Annotated in this window: 11 protein-coding genes; all 11 read right to left on the reverse strand. The window is 72.8% G+C overall.

All coding sequences use genetic code 11. The features are described from left to right. Positions 1–9: 9 nt before the first annotated feature. Positions 10–6,738: an amino acid adenylation domain-containing protein gene (locus OG373_RS11055; protein ID WP_405437842.1), complete on the reverse strand. Its 6,729-nt coding sequence runs from the start codon at positions 6,736–6,738 to the stop codon at positions 10–12. Positions 6,739–6,915: 177 nt separating this feature from the next. Next, complete coding sequence (locus OG373_RS11060) at positions 6,916–7,710, reverse strand: thioesterase II family protein (RefSeq protein ID WP_405437844.1); 795 nt, start codon at positions 7,708–7,710, stop codon at positions 6,916–6,918. 324 nt (positions 7,711–8,034) lie between these two features. Then, positions 8,035–8,832 carry an ABC transporter permease gene (locus OG373_RS11065; protein ID WP_030385726.1) on the reverse strand — a complete coding sequence of 266 codons (798 nt, stop codon included), beginning with the start codon at positions 8,830–8,832 and terminating at the stop codon, positions 8,035–8,037. After that, positions 8,829–9,842, reverse strand: a complete 1,014-nt coding sequence (locus tag OG373_RS11070) for an ATP-binding cassette domain-containing protein (RefSeq protein WP_405437847.1) — start codon at positions 9,840–9,842, stop codon at positions 8,829–8,831. Before OG373_RS11070 ends, OG373_RS11065 begins: the two co-directional genes overlap by 4 nt. A gap of 45 nt (positions 9,843–9,887) precedes the next feature. Then, positions 9,888–10,736 carry a DUF4097 family beta strand repeat-containing protein gene (locus OG373_RS11075; protein ID WP_405437849.1) on the reverse strand — a complete coding sequence of 283 codons (849 nt, stop codon included), beginning with the start codon at positions 10,734–10,736 and terminating at the stop codon, positions 9,888–9,890. Positions 10,737–10,842: 106 nt separating this feature from the next. Continuing rightward, positions 10,843–11,373 carry a toxin-antitoxin system HicB family antitoxin gene (locus tag OG373_RS11080; protein ID WP_405437851.1) on the reverse strand — a complete coding sequence of 177 codons (531 nt, stop codon included), beginning with the start codon at positions 11,371–11,373 and terminating at the stop codon, positions 10,843–10,845. Positions 11,374–11,680: 307 nt separating this feature from the next. Further along, the gene (locus tag OG373_RS11085) at positions 11,681–12,226 is read right to left on the reverse strand and encodes a hypothetical protein (RefSeq protein ID WP_405437853.1); all 546 of its coding nucleotides are present in this window, start codon (positions 12,224–12,226) and stop codon (positions 11,681–11,683) included. A gap of 622 nt (positions 12,227–12,848) precedes the next feature. Then, entirely contained in the window at positions 12,849–14,084 is a 1,236-nt protein-coding gene (locus OG373_RS11090; RefSeq protein ID WP_405437855.1) for a TIGR02679 family protein, read from the reverse strand. Then, positions 14,081–18,241: a TIGR02680 family protein gene (locus OG373_RS11095; RefSeq protein WP_405437858.1), complete on the reverse strand. Its 4,161-nt coding sequence runs from the start codon at positions 18,239–18,241 to the stop codon at positions 14,081–14,083. The genes OG373_RS11090 and OG373_RS11095 overlap by 4 nt, the downstream gene beginning before the upstream one ends. Then, positions 18,238–19,485: a TIGR02678 family protein gene (locus tag OG373_RS11100; protein ID WP_405444022.1), complete on the reverse strand. Its 1,248-nt coding sequence runs from the start codon at positions 19,483–19,485 to the stop codon at positions 18,238–18,240. The genes OG373_RS11095 and OG373_RS11100 overlap by 4 nt, the downstream gene beginning before the upstream one ends. Further along, positions 19,485–21,047 carry a TIGR02677 family protein gene (locus OG373_RS11105; protein ID WP_405444023.1) on the reverse strand — a complete coding sequence of 521 codons (1,563 nt, stop codon included), beginning with the start codon at positions 21,045–21,047 and terminating at the stop codon, positions 19,485–19,487. The genes OG373_RS11100 and OG373_RS11105 overlap by 1 nt, the downstream gene beginning before the upstream one ends. Positions 21,048–21,064: the final 17 nt, after the last annotated feature.

Raw genomic sequence — 21,064 nt, forward strand, 5'->3', positions numbered from 1 at the left:
GGGATCATTTTACTGTCCACTCCTGTCCATCTTGCGCAGTCGAGGCCGGCTCGACGTGCCTGCGTTCTTGACCGTGCGCGAAAGTTCTGAAATTGCGTGAGACTCGAAGATCGACCGCAAAGGCACGCTCACCCCGAGCACCTTCCGGATCCGGCTGGTGAGCCGTGTCGCCAGCAGGGAGTTGCCTCCCAGTTCGAAGAAGTCGTCGTTCATGCCGACCCGGTCGACGCCGAGCACCTCCGCGAGCAGCTCGCACAGAGCCGCCTCCTCGGGGGTGCGCGGCGCCCGGTAGGGGCGGCCGGCCGGTTCGGGCTCGGGCAGTGCCGCCCGGTCCGGCCTGCCGTCCGGGGTCAGCGGCAGCCGCTCCAGCGTCATGAGGACCGCGGGTACCAGCGCCGGGGGCAGGTACCGCGCCGCGTGGGCCCGTACCTCCTCGGCGAGGGCGGCGGGCTCGGCGCCGTACGGGTCGGCGGGTACGAGGTGGCCCACCAGCTGCCCGGTCCCGCCCGGCCCGTGGCCGGCGCGGACCACGACGACCGCCTGCGCCACCCCGGGGTGCCCGGCGAGGACCGCCTCGACCTCGGCCGGTGCGACCCGCGTGCCGCGGACCGTCGCCTCGCTGTCGCCGCGCCCCAGGAGCTCCAGCCGGTCGTCCCCGTTCCGGCGGACCAGGTCGCCGGTGCGGAACATCCGGGACCCGGCGGGGCCGTAGGGGTCGGCGACGAACCGCCCGGCGGTCAGGCCGCCGTGCCCCCGGTATCCGCGGGCGGGGGCGCCGCCCGCGAGGTACAGCTCGCCGACCGCGCCCTGCGGCACCGGGGTGAGGCCCGCGCCGAGGACGTACGCACGCACCCCGGCGAGCGGGGTCCCGGCGAGGACCGCCCCGGTGGCCGGGCCCGGCCCGCCCTCCGGCAGGGAGTGCGCTGTGGCGGGACCGGTCTCGGGGTGCCCGTGGAGGGTGACCAGGCGGGCGCCCGGGGCGGACTCCGCCGCCCGCCGGGCCAGTGCGGTCGGCAGCGCCTCGCCCGAGAACACGACGGTGTCCACGTGGAGGTCGTCGACCGCCTCGTCGAGCAGGTCGGCGAAGGCGGAGGGGGTCGTGGCGAGCACATCGGCCGCGGTGGTGGCCCGCGGGTCGCGCTCGCGGAGCACCTCGACACCGGCGCCGCCGCAGAGCGCGGCGACGATCTCCGGGAGGGGTGCTCCCGCGTCCTCCGGGCCCGAGGTCCCCACCAGCAGGCGCGAGCCGGCGCCGGATCCGAGCCGGGCGAGCAGCCCGGGCACCCGGTCGGTGAGGTTGCGGTGGCTGATCTCCACACCCGTCGGGCCGCCCGAACTGCCGCACGCGTACGAGAGGTACGCGAGCCCGTCGGGCCGCGGCGCGGGCGCGGCCACCGCGGCGGGATCGTCGTCCGGGGCGCTCAGTTCGCCCAGGTGCATGACCGGCACGCCGGTGTCCGGCAGTCCGGCCGCGGTGTCCGCGTCGGTGACCACCAGCAGCGGCCGCGCGTCGGTCAGCACGTGGGCGAGGCGGTCGCCGGGCTGCCGCGGGTCGAGGGGAAGGACGGCGGCGCCCGACTTCAGTACGCCGAGCAGCGCGACCGGCAGGTCGGCCGACCGGGGCAGGGCCAGGGCCACCGGGACCTCCGGGCGGGCGCCGCGCCGGATCAGGCCGCGGGCCAGCCGGTTCGCCCGCTCGTCGAGCTCCCGGTAGGTCAGGGACCGCCCGCCCGAGACCACGGCGACCGCGTCGGGTGCGGCGGCGGCCTGCCGCGCGAAGAGCTCGGGGACCGTCGTCGCGGGCCCGGCCCCTTCGGCGGCATCGGCGGCCGCGCCGGGCCCGTTCAGCAGCCGGTCCCGCTCGGCGGGCTCCAGCACCTCCACGGTGCCCACCCGGCGGCCGGTGTCCTCGGCGAGCTGCCGCAGGATCATCCCGAACCGGGCGGCGATGGACTCGGCCACGGCCGGGTCGAGCACGGTGCGCCGGTACTGGATCGCGAGGCGCAGCCGGTCGGGCTCGATGAAGGCGAGCACCGTGACCGGGTAGTGGCTGGCGGTGAAGGAGCGGATGCCGGTGATCGAGATCCCGGCGGCGCGGCTCGCCTCGACGATGCCGGCCCGGTCCATGGGGAAGGACTCGAAGCCGATGATCGTGTCGAAGAGGGCGTCCACCCCGGCGGCCTGCTGGATCTCGCTCAGCCCGAAGTGGTGGTGGTCCATCAGCGCGGCCTGCCGGCCCTGGAGCGCGGTGAGCAGCTCGGCGACGGTGTCCGCGGGGGCGCACCGCACCCGTACCGGGAGGGTGTTGAGGAACATGCCGACCGTGGATTCGACACCGGGCAGGGCGGCCGGCCGGCCGGCGACGGTGGAGGCGAACACCACGTCCTGCCGGCCGGTGAGCTGGGCCAGCAGCATCGCCCAGGCGCCCTGGACCACGGTGTTCAGGGTGACGCCGAGCTCGGCCGCGCGCCGGAACAGCTCGCGGGAGTCCGGGACGGGCAACGGCACCTCGGCCTGCCGCATGGCGATGTCCTCGGCGGAGGCGGCGGACGCGGCGGACCCGGTGGAGGCGGCGGACGCGGCGGGGTCGGCGGACGCGGCGGGGTCGGCGGACGCGGCGGGGTCGGCGGACGCGGCGGGGTCGGCGGACGCGGCGGGGTCGGCGGACGCGGCGGGGTCGGCCGGGGCCGTCGTTCCGGAAGCGCTGGTCACCACCGGGGCGAGCAGCGTCGGCTCCCCCACGCCGCGCAGCTCCTCGCGCCAGACGCGGGCGGACTCCTCGCGGTCCTGGCGGGCGAGCCAGCCGAGGAACTCCCGGTAGTTGCGCGCCGGTTCCAGACCCGAGGCCTGCCCGTCCGAGCCGTAGAGGGTGAGCAGGTCCTGCATCAGCAGGGGCACCGACCAGCCGTCGAAGAGCACGTGGTGGGCGGTCAGTACCAGCTCGTGGGTCTCCTCGCCGGTCCGGATCAGGGACATCCGCAGCATCGGCGGCCTGAGCTGGTCGAAGTGAGTGGTCAGGTCCTCGGCGAGGAACCGCTCGAAGGCCTCCTCGCGCTCCGCCGCGCCGAGGCCGGACAGGTCGAGGTCCTGCCAGGGCAGGGTCACGGAGTCGGTGTCCAGGACGAGCTGGACCAGGTCCCCGTAGGCGTTGTGCACGAAGGCGGTCCGCAGGCCGGCGTGCCGGTCCAGCAGCGACTGCCCGGCGGCGCGCAGCCGGGCCGCGTCCACCCGCCCGGACAGGTGGAGCGCGTACTGCACCTGGTAGGCGTCGAAGGAGGAGTCCTCGAAGATCGAGTGGAACAGCAGGCCGGACTGGAGTGCGGTGGTGGGCCAGACGTCCGTGAGGCCCGGGAAGCGCCGCTCCCACCCGTCGATGTCCTGCTGGCTCGCGGTCACCAGCGGCAGGTCGGAGGGGGTCAGGCCGCCGGCGCCGGGCGTGGCCGCGTACCGGGCGAGCGCCGTCAGGGCGGCGCACCACAGGTCGGCGAGCTCCTGCACCTCGGCCGGGGAGAGCACCCCCTCGGGGGCGCTGAACGCGGCGTTCAGTACGGGGCCCGCCGGCCGGTCGGCGACGGTGGCATTGATGTCCAGCTCGGCGGAGGCGGGCATCCGCGGGTCCTGGGCGGCGTCGAGTTCGGCCAGCTCGGGGATGGCGGCGGCCTCGGGGGCCTGGGTGAAGCCCTGCCCGCGCAGTTCGCCGGGCATGTCGGAGGCGGCGGAGAAGCGGCCCAGGTAGTTGAAGCCGACCTGCCCGATGGGGTGGGCGGCGAGCGGGGCGGCCGTGTCCGGGTTGAGGTGGCGCAGCAGGCCGTAGCCGATGCCCTTGTCGGGCAGGGCCAGCAGCTGCTCCTTGACCCTCTTGACGGCGAGGCCCGCGGCCGGGCCGCCCGCGAAGGCCTCGTCGAGGTCGATCCCGGCGAGGTCGAGGCGTACGGGGAAGGCGGTGGTGAACCAGCCGAGTGTGCGGGCGAGGCTCGCGCCGGGCGCGGCGGCCTCCTCGCGGCCGTGTCCTTCGAGGCGGATCAGCGCGGAGGTCTCGTCGACGGAGCGGGTACGGCGCCACTGCGCGAGCGCGAGGGCCAGGGCGGCCAGCAGTCCGTCGTTGACCCCGCCGTGGAACGCCGCGGGCAGGTGGGTCAGTACGGCCTCGGTGACCGCCACCGGGAGCTGTACGTGGGTGACCCGCACGGAGGACCGTACGTCGACGGCCGGGTCCAGCCGTCGGGCGCCGAGCAGCGGGTCGGGCCCCTCGACCACCGAGCGCCACAGGTCCAGCTCGGCGACCCGTTCGGGGCGCCGCGCCTCCTCCGCCAGCGCGTGCGCCCAGCGGCGCATGGAGGTGGCCACGGGCGGCAGTTCGGGGGTGCGCCCCGCGCGGACCTGCTGCCAGGCGGAGGCGAGGTCGGGCATCAGGATGCGCCAGGACACCCCGTCCACGACCAGGTGGTGCAGGACGAGCAGCAGCCGTCCGGTGCCGCCCTCGCCCGGAGACGGGTCGAACCAGACGAACCGGGCCACCGAACCGGCGGCGGGGTCCAGCTGCTGTGCGGCCTCCTCCAGCTCCCCGAGCAGCAGTTCGGGCCAGGACGCGGCGTCCCAGCGGCCGTCGCACGCGACGCGGCGCAGCAGCGCATCCACGTCCACGGAGCCGGCGGGCGCGACCACCAGGCCCTCCGGGCCGCTCGGGCCGCTCTCGCTGTCGGTGGCGGAGTCGGAGTCCGCGTCGGCCTCGGACACCAGGCGGGAGCGGAGCAGGTCGTGGCGGTCCACCACGGCGGTCAGGGTGGCGGCCAGACCCGCGCGGTCGATGCCCTCGGGCAGTTCCAGGACCATGGCCTGCAGGAACCGGTCGAAGCCGGGGCCCCAGTCGCGGATCCAGCGGGCGACGGGCAGCAGCGGCATCCAGCCGGTACCGCCGCCTTCGAACTCCGCCAGGACGGGGCCGGCGCCGTCGCCCTGCCCGTTCGCGACGGCGATCTCGGCGAGGCCGGCGACGGTGCGGTGCTCGACGGCCTCGCGGGCGCTGAAGACCAGGCCGCGGGCCCGGGCCCAGGAGACGACCTGGAGCGACTGGATGCTGTCCCCGCCGAGGGTGAAGAAGTCGTCGTCGATGCCGACCTGGCCGACGCCGAGGGCCTTGGCGAACAGCTCGGCGAGGATCTCCTCCTGCGGGGTGCGCGGGGCCCGGTAGGTCTCGCCCTTGAACTCCGGTTCCGGCAGGCGGGCCTTGTCGAGCTTGCCGTTCGGCGTCAGGGGCAGCCGGTCCAGGAGGACGAAGGCCGAGGGGACCATGTGGTCGGGCAGGTGCCGGGCCGCGAAGGCGCGCAGCTCGCCGACACCGAAGCCGGAGTCGAGGGCGATGCTGCCGTAGGCGCTGCCTTCCGGGCCCCCGTGGCCGGGGCGGCCGGAGGCGGCGGGTACGACGTAGGCCACCAACTGGCGGCTGCCGCGCCGCTCGTAGGGGAGGACCGCGGCGTCCGTCACGCCGGGGTGGCCGCTGAGGACGGCCTCGATCTCCAGCGGTTCGATGCGGATGCCGCGGATCTTGACCTGGGTGTCGGCGCGCCCGTGGAAGACGAGGTCGCCAGCGGTCGTCCACTCGACGAGGTCGCCGGTGCGGTACATCCGTGCGCCGGGCTCGCCGAACGGGCAGGCGACGAAACGCTGGGCGGACAGGTCGGGGCGGCCGAGGTAGCCGCGGGCCAGCGAGGCGCCGGACACGTACAGTTCGCCGATCACCCCGGCGCCGACCGGGCGCAGCGCGTCGTCCAGGACGTGCACGTCGGTGTCGGTGATCGGACGTCCGATCGGCGGTACGCGGCCGTCCCCGGCCAGCGGCGCGCTCATCGTGGCGCACACGGTGGTCTCCGTGGGCCCGTACGCGTTGATCATCCGCCGGCCGGCGGACCAGGTGGCGACCAGCTCGGGGGTGGTGGCGTCACCGGCGACCACGAGGGTCTCGACGCAGGCCAGGGCGTCGGCCGACAGGGCGGCCAGCACCGGGGGCGGCAGTGTCACGTGGGTCACGCCGTGGCGGGCGATGGTCTCGGCCAGGGGATCGCCTGGGGCCAGCGCCTCCTTGCCCGCCAGTACGAAGGTGGCTCCGGACAGCAGGCCCATGCACATCTCCCACACCGAGGCGTCGAAGCTGGGCGAGGCGAACTGGAGCACCCGGCTCGCGGCGCTCACCTTCAGCCGCTCGATGTGCGTGGCGAGCAGCGGGGCGAGTCCGTTGTGGGTGACGGCGACGCCCTTGGGGCGGCCGGTGGAGCCCGAGGTGTAGATGACGTACGCGGTCTGCGCCACCCGCTGCGGGCGGATCCGCTCGGCGTCGGTGAGCGGGCCGGCCGGCTGCGCGGAGAGCGACGCGGTGGTCTCGGGGGCGTCCAGGAGCAGCACCGGCGCGGGGAGCGCGGGCAGTTCGCCTCCGGTCGGGGCGTCCGCCAGAACGAGGCGGGCGCCGGAGTCCTCCACCATGTACCGGAGGCGGTCGGCCGGGTAGGCCGCGTCCATCGGCAGGTACGCGCCGCCCGCCTTGAGGACGGCGAGGACGGCCACCCACAGCTCCGTGGACCGCTGCACGGCCACGCCCACGACCGACTCGGGTCCGACGCCGCGACCCACCAGGACCCGGGCCAGGCGGTTGGCCCGCGCGTCGAGTTCGCGGTAGGTCAGCGAGGTATCGCCGCATACCAGCGCGACGGCATCCGGAGTGGCGACGACCTGCTTCTCGAACATCTCAGGAATCGTCGCCACCGGCACCGCCGTGTCATGGAACGAGCACAAAGCGACCATCCCCCAATGGTTGGACATGAAGACCGGAATCTCGTGGTTTTGATTTCTCAATTAATCGCAGCCGGGCGGCCGCCGCGGCAACCCGAAAAAGCTGCCATACAGGCATTGCCCACCGGGAGCTTAGGGCTGCAGCACGGTGGCGGCGATGAATTCGAGCAGCTCGGAGCTCAGTCCGGGCTCGAAGAGATAGAAATGCCCGCTGGGGTAGACACGCAGGTCGAAAGCGGTGTCCGTGTGCGCGCCCCAGGTCTCCATCTCGCCGCGCGGCGCCCGGCTGTCCGACTCGCCGACCAGTGCGGTGATGGGTACCTCCAGGCGCGCGTCGACGGGCATGACGTGCTGCTCCCAGAGCGTGAAGTCGTCCATGACGGGCGGCAGCAGAGCCTCCATGGCGTCCTCGTCCTCGGCGAGTTCCTCGTCGAAGCCGCCGAGCCGCAGCACCTCGGCCCGGAACTCCTCGTCGGAGAGTCCGTGCAGCTGGGGACGGTCGCGGAAGGGTACGGGCGAGGCCTGGCCGGAGAGGAAGAGATGGGCCGGCCGGGGGCCGCCGCGCGCCTGGAACGCCAGGGCCAGCTCGAAGGCCAGCAGGGCCCCGCAGGAGTGGCCGAAGAAGGAGAACGGGCCGTCCAGGACCGGGCGCAGAGCCTGTGCCAGGGTCCGCACCAGCGGGCCGACCTCGGTGGCCGGGTCCTCCAGGATCCGGTTCTGCCGGCCGGGCAGCTGCACCGCGACCACCTCGATGTCGGCGGGAAACCGGTGCACCCAGTCGGTGAAGGCACCCGCGCCGCCGCCGGCCTGGGGAAAGCAGACCAGTTGGTGACGGTGCCCGGGCCGTCGCGCCCGCCATATGAAGGGGCTTTCGACGACCAGTCCGGCGCTGGTTTCCGTTGCGTGGCTGCGCGCGTTTATGACCATGACCCCTCGGCGGTTTTCGTGAAAACGGAAGACGGGAATCGGGGAGGCAGAAATCGGAATGAACACAGAGGCCGGATCATCCCTGGCCTATTTCCCGCCCTTTCGCATTGATCGTAGGAGTGGCCCCGGGGCGAGGCAAGGAATGCCCGCACAGCCCTGCCACACCGGCACTGGTGAGCGATTCCTCCTTGCGTTTTCGGCCACCGTGCCCCGTTCTTTGTGTTCCTGCTGTCCCGTCGACGGGACAGCAGGAACACAAAGAACGGGGCTGCCCGGCCGATGGCCGGGCAGCCCCGTTCACGTTCCAGTCCGTGCGCTCGATCTCTAGATCTTCGCCTCGCGGTTGAAGGCCGAGCGGGCCCACAGGTAGCCGAGGACGCTGAGGACGACGCCCCAACCGAGCGCGAGCCACGCGCTGTTGCCGATCTCCGTACCCATGAGCAGGCCGCGGAGGGTGTCGGTCATCGGGGTGAAGGGCTGGTACTCGGCGAACCAGCGCAGTCCGACCGGCATGGACTCCGGCGGGACGATCGCGCTGCCGAGGAAGGGCAGGAAGGTCAGCGGCATGGGCGCGTTGCTCGCCGCCTCGACGCTGCTGGAGCCCAGACCGATCGCCGCGGACAGCCAGCTGAGGCCGAAGGCGAGCAGGGCCAGGATGCCGAGGGCGGCGAGCCACTCGACGACGGTGGCGTTGGGCCGGAAGCCCACCAGGAGCGCGACACCGATGACCAGGACCAGGCTGATCATGGTCTGGATGACATTGCCCACCACGTGCCCGGTCAGCACCGAGGAGCGCGAGATCGACATGGTCCGGAAGCGGTTGATGATGCCTTCGGTCATGTCCGTGCAGACCGACACGGCGGTCGAGACCGCGCCGGCGGTGGCGGCCATCAGGAGGATGCCGGGGGCCACGAAGTTGGTGTAGTCGCCGCGGTCACCCGTACCGCCACCCGGCAGTTCGATGCCGGCGCCGAGCGCGCCGCCGAAGACGTAGACGAACAGCAGGAGCATCAGGATCGGCATCGCGACGATCGAGATCGTCATCGAGGGGTAGCGCTGCGCGTGCTTGAGGTTGCGGCGCAGCATCGTCATCGAGTCGCGCATCGCGTACGTGGTGCTCATCGGCGGGCCTCCTGCGCCGTGTTGGCGGGGCCGGGAACGGCGGTCGCGTGGTGGCGCGACCCGTCACCGGTGAGGGCGAGGAAGACGTCGTCCAGGTCGGGCGTGTGGACGGTCAGTGCGTCCGCCTCGACACCGGCGCCCTCCAGCAGGTCGAGTACGGAGCGCAGCGCGGGGATGCTGCCGTCGCTCGGGATCTGCAGGGTGAGCTTCTCCTCGTCGCGGGCGCCCTCGTCGAGGCCGAGCCGGCGGGAGGCGGCGTCCAGGCTGAGCACGTCGGAGAACTGGAGGCGGATGTGCCCGCCGGGGATGCGGCGCTTGAGCTCGTCCGCGGTGCCCTCGGCGACGATCTTGCCCTTGTCGAGGACGGCGATCCGGTCGGCGAGCTGGTCGGCCTCCTCCAGGTACTGCGTGGTGAGGAAGATGGTCACGCCCTGGGCCGTGAGCTGCTGGATCAGGTGCCACATGGTGCGGCGGCTGCGCGGGTCGAGGCCGGTGGTCGGCTCGTCGAGGAAGATCAGGCTCGGGTTGCCGACGAGGGTCATCGCCAGGTCCAGCTTGCGGCGCATGCCCCCGGAGAAGGTGGAGGCCATCTTGCCGGCCACCTCGGTGAGTTCGAACTGCCGAAGTAATTCGGCGGTGCGGCGCTTGCCCTCCGCGCGGTCGAGGTGGTGCAGGTCCGCCATGAGGAGCATGTTCTCCTCGGCGGTCAGCAGCCCGTCCACCGCGGCGAACTGGCCGGTGACACCGATCCGGGCACGGATGGCGTCCGCGCTCCGCTCCAGCGAGTGCCCCACCACGGTCGCCTCGCCACCGTCGGCGGCGATGAGCGTGGAGAGGATCTGGACCGTGGTGGTCTTCCCCGCCCCGTTCGGACCGAGCAGCGCGAAGATCGTGCCCGCCTGCACGTGCAGGTCAATCCCGTCGAGTACGAGCTTCTCGCCGTACGACTTGCGCAGGCCGACTGCGCTGATCCCCTTGGGCGGGGCCATCTGTTCGGTCGCGGCACTCATCGTGCCCCCTCCATTTCGTAGCTGTTGCGAGGCAGAGCTCTGACGTCAGGCGCCGTGCGCACGCTGGATGGTGATGTCGCCGAGGCTGGTCCTCGCGTGCACCTTGACGGTCTCCGCACCCTCTGCGGGGCCTTCGGCGGATCCGAGGGTGCTGTAGACCGTCCCGGACTGGGAGTTGATGTCGAGCCAGGCGGCAGTCCCCTGGCGGATCCCGACTTCGAGGTTGCCGGCCTTAGTCTGGAGCTCGACCGTGCCGCGCGCCACTTCCTCGATGCGTACGTTGCCATTCGAGCTCTTTGACGACACGGACCCTTGCGCTCGCCCGATCGTGATGTTTCCATTGGCGACCTTCAGTCGCAGATCGCCCGCCACGTCGTCCAGCCACGTGTTGCCGTTGGAGTTCTTGATGTCGGCGTCGCCGCCGACCGTACGGATGCGCACCTCGCCCGATCCGGTGGTGATGTCGACGTCACCCGCCGCCGTGTCGAGCTGGACGTCCCCGTGCTGCGTCTTGAGCCGCGCCGCGCCGGCCTGGTCGAGCCGGATGTCCCCGGCGCTGGTGCGGACCTCGCACTCGCCGAGCGTCCCCTTGCAGCTGATGTCGCCCATCTCCAGCGTGCCGAGCAGCCGCGAACCCTGGGGCAGCGCGACGTCGACCGTCACCGAACCCCGGGCGGAGAACAGCCCGCGCGCCTTCGGGGTGCGGATCGACAGGGTGCCGTCGGTGAATTCGACCTTGGTCTCCTCGGCGGCGCGGATGTCGTCCTTGTCGCCGGCGGTGCGCGGGTGGATCTCGACCACCGTGTCGGTGCGGTCCGTCGCACTGATCCGGGCGACTCCGACCTCGACGTGGATGGTCGCGGTGATGGGTCCCTTGGTCTCGTAAGAAGGCATGGCTGTCCCGTCCTCGTGAGTCTGGTGATCGCCCCCGCGCCGGGGACGTGAAGAAGTAGCGAGAGTGATCGGCCTCTCGCACGCCGAAACGGTGCTCCGGTGGGGGCTAGCTCACCCAGCCCGTGAAGCTCTTCCTGCCACTGCCCCGCTGGGGCGCCGGCCCGTCAGCCTGTCGCCCGCCACCGGGCTCAAGGGCCCCCGAAACCGCCCTGACGAGCCATGCGTTGAGCGACAGCCCCTCCCGCGCGGCCGCCTGCTCCGCACGCGTCTTGACGTGGCCGGGGAGTCGGAGATTGATCCGGGCGGTACTGCTGTCCTCTCCTTCCGGCACGACGGGGACGGCGGGCAGCGCGTGCGCCTCGTCGAACCCCTGCGCCACGAAGGGCTCTTCCCTCGGCGGCGCGGTCACGACGAACTCGGGCTCGAGCCCGCGCAACCGCACATCGACCGAGCCCGGAGCGAGCTCCCGGGTGACCTCACCCATGGCGTCCGACAGGGCGTTCAGCAGGGTGAGTCTGGCTGCCGACTCTAGCGGCGCGGTGATGCGCTCGGCGAGAGCGCGAGCTTCTTCGCCACCCGCTTCGGCGGCCACCGCGAGCTCGTTCCGAAGGCTGGCGACATAGGGCGTGAGGTCCATGTCCCACAGCATGACACACATCTGGCGCCATGGCGAGCCAATCTGGCACCACATGTGCCACCAATCTCAAAATCCCAGGTCAAGACGTGTGCCACACGTGCGCCACCCTGAGCCAATCCGACGCCAACCCTCCAACCCGGCTCCGCATCGAACATGCGGAGAAGGCCGTCGAGTGGACCACCGTCCTGTCAACAGGACGCCACGCGACCACACCGCTCGCCGCGGCCCGGCCACCGGGTATCCCGGCAGACCGAGCTGCGGCGAGCGCGGTCACCGAGTCCATCGGCAGTCGGACTCGGTGACCGAGTCACCCCGGCCAGCCGCCCTCACCGAACGCCGGACTGCCGATGTCCGCGTTCCGCCCGTCCGCGATTCCCTGGCGGTAGCCCGTTCCCTTGAACTTGGTCGGGCTCGGCTTCCTCAGCTTCGGGTAGTGCGTGGCGAGTCGCGAGTCGACCTCCGAGGTGCGGTCGGCCAGGACCAGCGCCACGCTACGGCCTCCTTCCTCCCCGACGGCCGGTTCGGCTTCCCGCTCGGCAGCAGTCCTTGCAGCCTGCTGGGCCAGGCCGACCCGCGCGGTCACCTCGCGGATGAAGCCGAGCATCCAGGACCGCTTGTAGGCCCGCGCGTCCTCGCCGCCCGGTCGGTGAAGGCGATCGGCCCGGTCCGCTCCGTCCAGCATCTGCAGCCGCAGGCTCGCGAAGAGCACGTACAGGTCGGGTCCGGCAGCCTCCATCATCTGCGCCAGTTCTTCGACTCGGCTCCCCAGCCACTGGGTTCGAGCCCGTTGGAAGTCGTGCTCCGACGACCCGTCCGCACCTCTGACCGTCACGTGGTCCCCCTCCTCGTTCACCTGCCCATCCTGGGAAGCTTCGCGATCACCGCCCCCGAAACGTGCCATCACACCCGGTCGCACAACGACTGATCGAGGGCGGTGCCCTCCTCGGCCCCAAGCCGGAGTTCCGAGCACGGGGCCTGGCGGGCGGGCCCTGAGCGCAGCAGCCCCGTTTTCGGCAGCACCGGATCGCGTTCTCCGAGCCCGGACAACCGGGTGATCTCGTCGGTGCCGATCCGGGCGCGGCGGCTGCGGTTCCGGCAGCTACGAGCGGCGCGGCGGCCTCAGCGTGCTCCCGCCGCCCCGCTCGTAGCTGCCGGTCCGCCGCAGCTAGCAGCTGGTCCCCAGAGGTTCCGCCTGAGCCCACGGCGTACCGGCGGCCAAACCGTACTGGTCAAGCGCAGGGCCATCGGTCAGACCATCGACCTGTACGTACCTCATGCGAGGGTCACGCCCTGTCAGCGCTTCGACTTCAGGCTTGATGTCCCTCCACTTCCGAACTCTCCAATCCGCAGCGGCCCCGCCTCGGTCCATCATCTCCAGCCGCCCAGATACCTCCTCGGGTCGAGCACGTCGCCATGATGATGGAACTCGCGGATGCCGAGCAGCCCCGCGGAACCCGAACGTGCCGTGACCGTTTTCACCCCGCGAGGTCCGTCAGCAGTACGTCCAGAACCGCCTCCTCCTCGACACGCAGGGCGTGCTCGGCCAGAGCGCGTGCCAGGTCCGGGTCCCACGGCGACAGCGCCGGTTTCCCCTCCAACGGCCGCAGATCAGGTCCGGCAGCTGCGACCGCCTCGCGGTAGGCGGCGGCCGTGTAGCGCCAGGGCCGCCAAGGTACGTGTCCCGACAGCGTCGTCGCGATGCGTAGACCGCCCCAGTCGAAGTCGCCGTGGTAGCGGAAAGCTGCACCGAGCTCGTGCAGCCGGGCGAGGAGGGTCAGGGCGGCAGCCGACGGCTGGCCCTGGACACAGACCAGCGGTCGTGCAGCCGGTCCGTACTTGTCCGCCGCGGCCGAAAGGACCGCGGGGTTCTCACAGATGTGGACCACGGGCGGTGCCGTCGGCGGCGGACGGTGGGCTAGCTGACGGAGGGTGAGTACGCACGGCTCACCCACCTCGGCCATCCAGTCCAGGGCTGCAGTCCCGCGCAGGTTGAGGGTGAGCACCGTCGAGGAGACGTCGTCCCGGAGGAGTCCGGCGGAAGCCCACGCGGCCCGCCGCCAGGCGGCTCCCGTTCCCTCGGGGTGGCCGGTCAGAGCGCGGACGCCGGAGAGGGCGAGGGTGGCCACCGGCATGCCGTCGTCGAGTGCGTGGGCACTCCCCAGAATGTCCGCGGCGAACACCGACAGCGACCGTGCGGGTTCGACAGGCAGCTCTCGCAGTACACGGACAGTCTGCTCCACCAGCAGACGGGCGGTGTCGGGAGTACGGGCGAGACGGCGTACCAGTCCGTCGTCACGAACGCGAACGGCCCAGGCAGCGTGCTCCGGGAGGTCTTCGGTCAGCAGGGTGAGAGGCGCGTACGCCTCCCTCCAGGCCTGTCCCTCGCTCCGACGGACCTCGTCGAGGGGGACCACCCGCCCAGTGAGCACCGTCACGGCCGGCTCCAGGCCCTCCGGGCTGATGCCCGATCTGACCAGCACGGCGTCCACGGCGTCGAGCCGGACCGTCAGCGCCCTGCCGGCACCCGGTGTCCGGCCCAGCAGTCTCTCGGCCGCCGCCCGCTCGGCCGGGGTCGGCGTTGCCAGCGAGACGGCTCCGGTGAGTGGCTGCCCGCGCTCCAGCCGTCGGCGTGCCCGCTCCACCAGCCAGGCCAGATCCGCGCCGCCGAGGAGCCGACGCAGGCGCGCTTCGTCCACCGGCGGACCGCTCACGCCCACAGGGGCTCCGGGTCGGCCGGACGCACCGGGTCCGCGCGGCGCGTACGGGCCGTACCGTCCCACTCCCAGCGGGTGACCAGGACAGCAGCCACCTCGTCGACGCGCGCGAGCTGGGCGATGGCGATGCCCGGCACCTGCGGATAGCAGGCCCACTCCCGCTCGCTGGTCATGACCACGTCCAGGTCGAAGGCATGCAGGAGTCCGAGGCACTTGGCACGCGAGTCGTCGTCCACACCCGCGAACGCCTCGTCCAGGGTCACCAGGCGTGGCGCGTACGGGCTGCCCGCGCTCGCGTAGTGCGAGGAGGCGGCGGCGAACAAGGGAACGGACACGGCCAGGACGCGTTCGCCTCCGGAGGCGGGTCCCGTGGCAGGCACCCACCGGCCGTGCTGCTGGCGCTCAACGGCGAACTCGTGCCAGGAGCGGTAGTCGAGGGCGGCGGTGAGGTGCTCCAGCCAGCTGCCCGCCGCGTCCTCGGTCTGCTGGCGGGCGATCTGCGCCTGCAGGAACTCACCGACCGCGGCCCGATCGTCGGCCGTCCAGGCATCAGCGGTCTGGAGCAGGCGGCCACGGGCCTGGGCGAGGCCGACCGGGGCCTTGCGGGAGGGCCTCCACACCAGGCGCAGCCTCATACCGGTGGAAGTGGGCCGTTCCTCCAGCTCGGCGTTCATGGCCAGCACCTGTCGCTCGGCGGCTGCGATCAGCTCCTGGAGGGTGCCGGCCACTTCGGTGATGAGGTGGGTTTCGAGGATCTCGCGCTCGTGTGCGGAGAGGATGCGGGTGAGTTCGCCGACCTCGACCGCCAGGGCCTCGGCGAGTTCAGGTACGGCTCGCTCACGGCCCTGGTAGACGATGTCGACGATCATCCCGTCCTCGACCATGCGGGCCGAGGCGGTGTTGCCATGCCGCGACAGTGCGTCCTGGAGGGTTTTGAACTCCTCGCTCAGACGCCGCTGCACACGTTCCCAGGCGCCGTCCGAGTCGTCGGTCGTCGACAGCTCCGATTCGAGGGCACGAGCGAGGGCGATGGCCGGGGTGGGAGCCCATGGGCTGTCGTCCGCGGCGGGTACCGCGAGCTCGGGAAGCGCGACGGCGATCAGACCTGTCGCAGTGAAGCGCTGGAGCGCGGCGATGGCCTCGGAGCGCGCCGCGGCGGATTCGGTGACCGCCTTCTCCAGCTGTTCGATGCTGCCCTCGGCCCGGCTGGCCCGTCGGTCCGCCTCCGTGTGCTGGTCCTGGGCGCGCTGCTGGTCGGCGGCGCAGCCGCGCAGGGCTTCTGCGGTCTCCGCGAGCCTCCGCTCCAGCTCTGCCACGGCGGCGCCGACGGTCGAACGCAGCGTGGCCAGCCGCTCGTCGGCGGCCGCGGCCTCACGGGCGGCATCCTCCGCACGAACGGCGAGTTCGGCGGTCCGTTCCCCTGCCCGGACCGCCTCTTCGCGTTCGTCGTCCGCCTGCCGGGACGCCTCGCTCCGCTCGCGGAGTGCGGGCCAGAGGCCGGCCAGGACAACGTCGAGCTCGGCGAGGGCCTGCCGTACGGCGGCCAGTGCCGGCCGGTCCGGCGGCAGCCCCAGATCGGCTGAGGTCTCGTGCAGTTCGGCGGAGATCGACTCGGCCTGCTCGCTTGCGGCCGTCACCTCGGCGGCCCGCTCGTCGCACCGGCTCCGCGCCCGGCGCATGGTGTCGGCGGCAGCCGCGGCGTCGGCGTGTGCCCGGATCAGGGGCGCGTCGTCGGGCACGGCAGCAAGCTCGGTGTCGAGCGTACGTCGACGGGTCGCCAGAGCCTGCGCCTGCGCCTCGGCGTCGGCCGACTCCTGCCGCAGGAGGGAGAGTTCAGCCTGCAGTGCTGCGATCCGGGTCCGCCTCGCGGCTTCCCGGGCGCCCTCTCCGATGTACTCGGCGGCGGGTTTGGCCCAACGGCCGGTGAGGACGCCGACGCGGTGGCGTCCGTCCAGCGCGACCCAGGTGCCGTCCGAGGCCCCGATGCCCAACGGGCCGGCGCCCGGTACATCGCCGGGCGGCGCCGTGTCACCGGAGGTCCCGCCGAGGCCGACCGCCTCCAGCAGCCGGGCCACCGCCTCCACTCCGACCTGTGCGGCCTGCGCGTCTCCGTGGTCCACGGCCGGGCGCAGTACGTCGGCGAGCGACGCCCCCTCGACCGGTCCCGTGTTCGGGACGAGGAGTACGTCGTGACCGGCTGCGGCGAGGGCCACTCCGTCGGGGCGCACCCACGCGTCCAGCAGCCCGGACGCCTCCAGGGCCGCCTCCAGCCCGGAACGGTCGTGGTCCGCGACCTCCTCCCGGAAGTCGATCAGCCGCCACAGGGGGGCACCGGGTGCCCGGTCCCGCAGGCCGGGGGTCCGGGTGTACGGGGCCTGCGGCCCGCGCCGACCGCCGGACTCCAGCCCGGCGAGTTCCTGTTCGGCGTCGCGGGTCCGGGCGGCCAGGCCGGCCCGGTGTTGTGCTGATTCCGCCGCCTGGTCGGCGAGTACCGCTGCGGTGGCGCTGTGTGCTTCCGCGGCGCGGCGGCGCGCCGGGTAGGGGCCGTCCTGGTGCCGGGTCCATTCCTGGAGCTCGTCCAGAAGTCCGGCCGGGTCGGCGTACGCCAGTTCCCCGCACCGGCCCGCGTGCTCGCGTACGGCATCGACCAGGTCCCGTCCGGCGGCCTGCGCCGTGTCCTCGGCCGTGTCCAGCGCCTCGGCGGCGTGCGCCAGCTCGGTCTCCGTCTCATCGAGCCGGAGTACGGCGGCCCGGCGCCCGGCCGCCGCCGCCTCGGCCCGGTCGGCGAGCGCCTCGACGTGCGTGAGGGTGCGGTGCCTGCGGTCGGTCGCTTCGGCCACCGCGGCCCGAAGGTCGGCAACCGCCTGTCCTTCGTCCCCGGGAAGGTTCAGCCGGGCTGCCGCAGCAGTCTCCCGGGCCCGGAGCATCGTGTCCCCGGACAGCTCCCGGGCGACCCTGAGCCGGTTCTCCGCAGCACCGAGGCGGCCGAGCGCCTTGGTGTGCTGAATCGAGGCCTTCTCCCGGTCGTCGCGCGCGCGGGCACAGTCGATCTCCGCCCGGTCCACCGCCTGTGCGACCCGCTCCAGTTCGCGGGCACTGCGCATCTCCGGGCCCTCGCGCAGGGCTGCGTCGGCTGCCTCCAGCCTCGCCCGGGTCTCGGTGAGTGCGGCGACGCGCTCCTCCGCAGCCGCCCGCTCCTCCTCCGCCGCGGTCTTCCCGGCCTGCGCTTCGGCGAGGTCGCGCAACAGCTGCTCGTACTTCGAGTGTTCGCTGCGCGGGAGGCGGGCACGACGGCGGGAGGCCGTGCGGGCGTAGCGCCGGTAGTGGTCGAGGAACACGGAGGCCGCCCGTTCGGCGGCAACGGCTGCCCGCAGCTCCTCCTTCTCCTCGTCCAGGGAGCGGAAGGCCTCGGCCACATCCGCGATGACGGCCTGGTCCATGGGCGGAAGGGCCTCGGTGAGGGCGCGGGAGAGGGCGGCCTCGTTGGGACGCTTGGACAGCTGGGGCTGGCGCAGCTGGATGAGCAGGTCCACGAGGGCTGCGTAGCGCTGCTCCCCCAGGCCGAACAGCGCCTCGTCGACGGCCCGGCGGTAGGTCTTGGCCTGGTCGTAGACCATCCCCCGCCCGGCGACCGCCTCGATGAGCCGGTCCCGCGACAGGACGGTGCCGGTGGCGTCGAGCAGGCTCAGTGACCCGTCCGCGCGTACGCCGGCCGGGCCGTGGTCGATCCGCTGCCCGGTCACCGCCCACCAGTGGCGGGCGATGCCGCGCCCGCTGACGGCCTTGAGCCCGCACAGGAGCGTACGGAACTGCTCCTCGCCGCTCACCTCATCGCGGCGGCCGAACTCCACCCAGGTGTAGCCGAGGCGTTCGGAGTGCGGGTGCTCACCCCCGAGCAGGAGGTTCCACTCCATCCGTTTGCCGGCGTCCCCGTCCGGTTCCACTCGACGGGCGCTGAGGTCCCCGTCGAGGAGGAAGGGCAGGGTCAGGGCCAGCACCTTGGACTTGCCGGTGCCGTTGTTCCCCCGGAGCAGCAGCCGGCCGTCGCGGAAGTGGAACTCCTCCACGTCGTAGTGGAAGAGGTCGACGAGACCGATCCGCAGGGGCTGCCAGCGGGGACGCGCAGGGGCGGGGGGTGCGGGGCGGGGGGTCAAGGCAGGTACGCCTTTCGCTGCGCGGGCACCTGCGCGGTGCCGGCTGTACGGGGTTCGAGTACGACGGTCTCGCCGACCGCGTAGCGGGCGAGCGCCGGGCGCGGCACGACCCCGTCAGCGGTGCGGGCGACCAGGCCGAGAGCGGCCAGCCGGGCGACGGCCTGCTCGGCCAAGTCACCCTCGGCCCCTGGCTCACGGGCCGATTTGGACCAGAATCCGCTGTGCTCGGCAGCCAGTTCGACAACGCGGCGCTCAAGGTCGGCCATGGGGACGACCAGGCCTCCGACCGCCGTGAGGTACTCGGCGAGCAGGAGGGTGACGTGGCCGCGGGTCCCTGATTCCGGCATGCGGACGTCGGTGAGGTCGTCCTCGGGATCGACCATGGCGATGCCTTCGGCCCGCACTTCGGCGACCAGCCCGGTCAGTTCGTTGATGCGGGCGGTGAGGAAGCCGCGCTGGCGCGTGAGGTAGCCGAGTTCGGCGTCGGTCAGCTCGTCGTAGTAGAGGACGGGGTCGTCGAGCAGCCGCCGGGTCAGCGAGCGGCGCAGGGCGCGGAAGCGGAGTTCGTCGCTGTCGAGGGCCGTTTCCGCGGCGAGCTCGGCGAGCCGGGCATCCGGCGTTTCGGCCCGGACGGTGGAGGGTCCCCGGCGGGTGGCGAGCAGACCTGCGAGCACCCGCCGTTCGACGTCGTACAGGACGTCGCCGGCTCCACTGATGTACGCGTCCTCGTCTCCGGCGACGCGCCGCAGGACTCCGAGGTGGAGCAGGAGCCGTACGACGGCGGCCAGGTCGAGCCGCTCGTCACGGCGGTCCAGCGTGAACTGGATGCCCGCCGCGGCCAGCTGGGGGTCCTTGGCGTCCAGCATGATCTGGTCGGCGAGGCGGCCCAGCGCGATCTGTGCTTCGCCGCGTTCGAGGGCGGCGAGGGCGAGGCAGAGCAGGACGTACCGACGGCGGCTGAAGGGGACGGCGCTACGGGTGACCTCGCGCGCCGGGTGCGTGGCGTCGTCCGGCACACCGGGGATCTTGCCCAGCCGGGCGGTCTCGGCATCCACCTGGAGGGACCAGCCGGTGTTTCGGTCGAACCAGTCGCGCAGCTCGGAGGCGTGCCGCCGGACGAGGCGGAACTCGTCGGCGTGCGCGCCGTGTGCGAGCAGCAGGGGCTGCTTCAGGAGGGCACGGGCGGCCTTGCGCCGCTCGGCGGCATGCTGCCCGTCGAGTACTTCGGCGAGCGGGGTCGTCATCACGCTTCGCTCCCTCCTGTTCCTTCGGTGAGGTCGGCGATCTCGATGGTGTGGTCCGGGCCGCGGAAGGTCCCGTCCGGTGTGCGGACCTCGGCAATGGACCCGTCGGTCGGTGCCGTGAGGCGGATCTCCATGGAGCCGTCGCCGCTGGTGGCCGCGGTGTGTGTCATACCGGGCCGCCAGGTGGCCAGCGCGTCGCCGAGGAGCTGGAGGAAGAGCCGGAAGCTGAGGGGGTCGAGTTCGCCGAGTCCGGACAGTTTGGTGATGCCGTGGGTGACGAGCCGGGCCCGGGCCGCCGATGTCTCGGCGGCCTGCTTGGCGGCCGTCTCGGCGAGCAGTCGGCGCGCTTCCTGCCTGTCCTCGACCCTGCGGGGTTTGCCGCGCCGCTCGTAGCTTCCCGTGCGGCGCAGCTGCGGGCTGATCCGCAGCGGCGCGGCATCGGCCCATGCGGTTCCCGCGGGCTCGGGACGGGCGTGGCGGGCGGCCAGCGTCTCGGCATCCACGGTCAGGTGCCGAGCCGGGTACAGCCCGAAGGCGGTGCGCCACAGTCGGTGCCGGGCGTCGTCGTCGGGCGCTTCGGCGAACCAGCGCGCAAGGGTACGGAAGTCGGCGGAGCGGTCCGAACGTCCGGCCCGCCGCTCGTTCAGCGACCGTACGACGGCCAGCAGCTGCGGGATCGCGCCCAGTGCCCGGCCGCGCAGCAGCCGGGCCTGCGACTCCCGGCCGTCCCGGCTGAGGAACCAGGACGCCAGCCCTGCCCACCGGCCGGCCCACCGCTCGTACGCGGCCTGCCCCGCGTACGCCGCCTCCTGCGGGGTTGCGTCCGCCGCCTCGCGGGCGGCCGCGGCCCGCAACAGCCGCTCGATGCTCCCGCCCTCCTCCAGCTCCAGGATCAGCCGGGCGATGCGCCCGCCGAGGGTGATCAGGTCCTGGATGAACCGCTCCAGGTACTGGATGAGCTGGTCCTTGTAGGCGAGGAAGACCTCCTCCCCCACGTCGTGGAGGTCGATGGTCCGCTGGAGCGAGCCCATGAAGGCCCGCGCGTTGTCGGCGAGCGCACCGAAACGACTCGCGAGGCCGTCCAGCGCCAGATGCGTCTTGGCCGGATCGGGTTCCTCCTCGGCCGCCAGCACGAGCAGGGCCCGCAGCTGCGTCACGATGTCGTGCAGCGCGACGGCCTGCAGCGCGCCCCGCCGCCCGAGCGCCTCGTCGTATGCGGAGAGGGCTTCTTCCGCCGCCTCGCCCTCCCGGGTGAGCTGGTAGATGAACCGCTTGCGGTAGAAGTCCTCGACGGCGGTGACCCGCCCGGTGTCCGGATCGGCCCGCAGGTTCCCCCATCCCACCATGCTGTCGAGCGCCTTGACCACGGCGTCGAGCTCCGTCGGCCGCGTCCCGGAGGCCAACCCCGCGTACACGTCCTCGGGCCGCAGATGCACGGCGAACCGCTCCTTGGCGAGGAGGAAGGCCCGCATCACCGCCCGGTAGAGCAGCACATTCGGAGCAGTGAGATGCGCGAAGGGCCCGTACCCGTCGGGCGGGCCCTCCGCCTGCGGAGAAGTCATGTCCATTGCCCGCCATC

The organism is Streptomyces avidinii (assembly GCF_045161815.1).
GTDB classification, from domain to species: Bacteria; Actinomycetota; Actinomycetes; order Streptomycetales; family Streptomycetaceae; genus Streptomyces; species Streptomyces avidinii.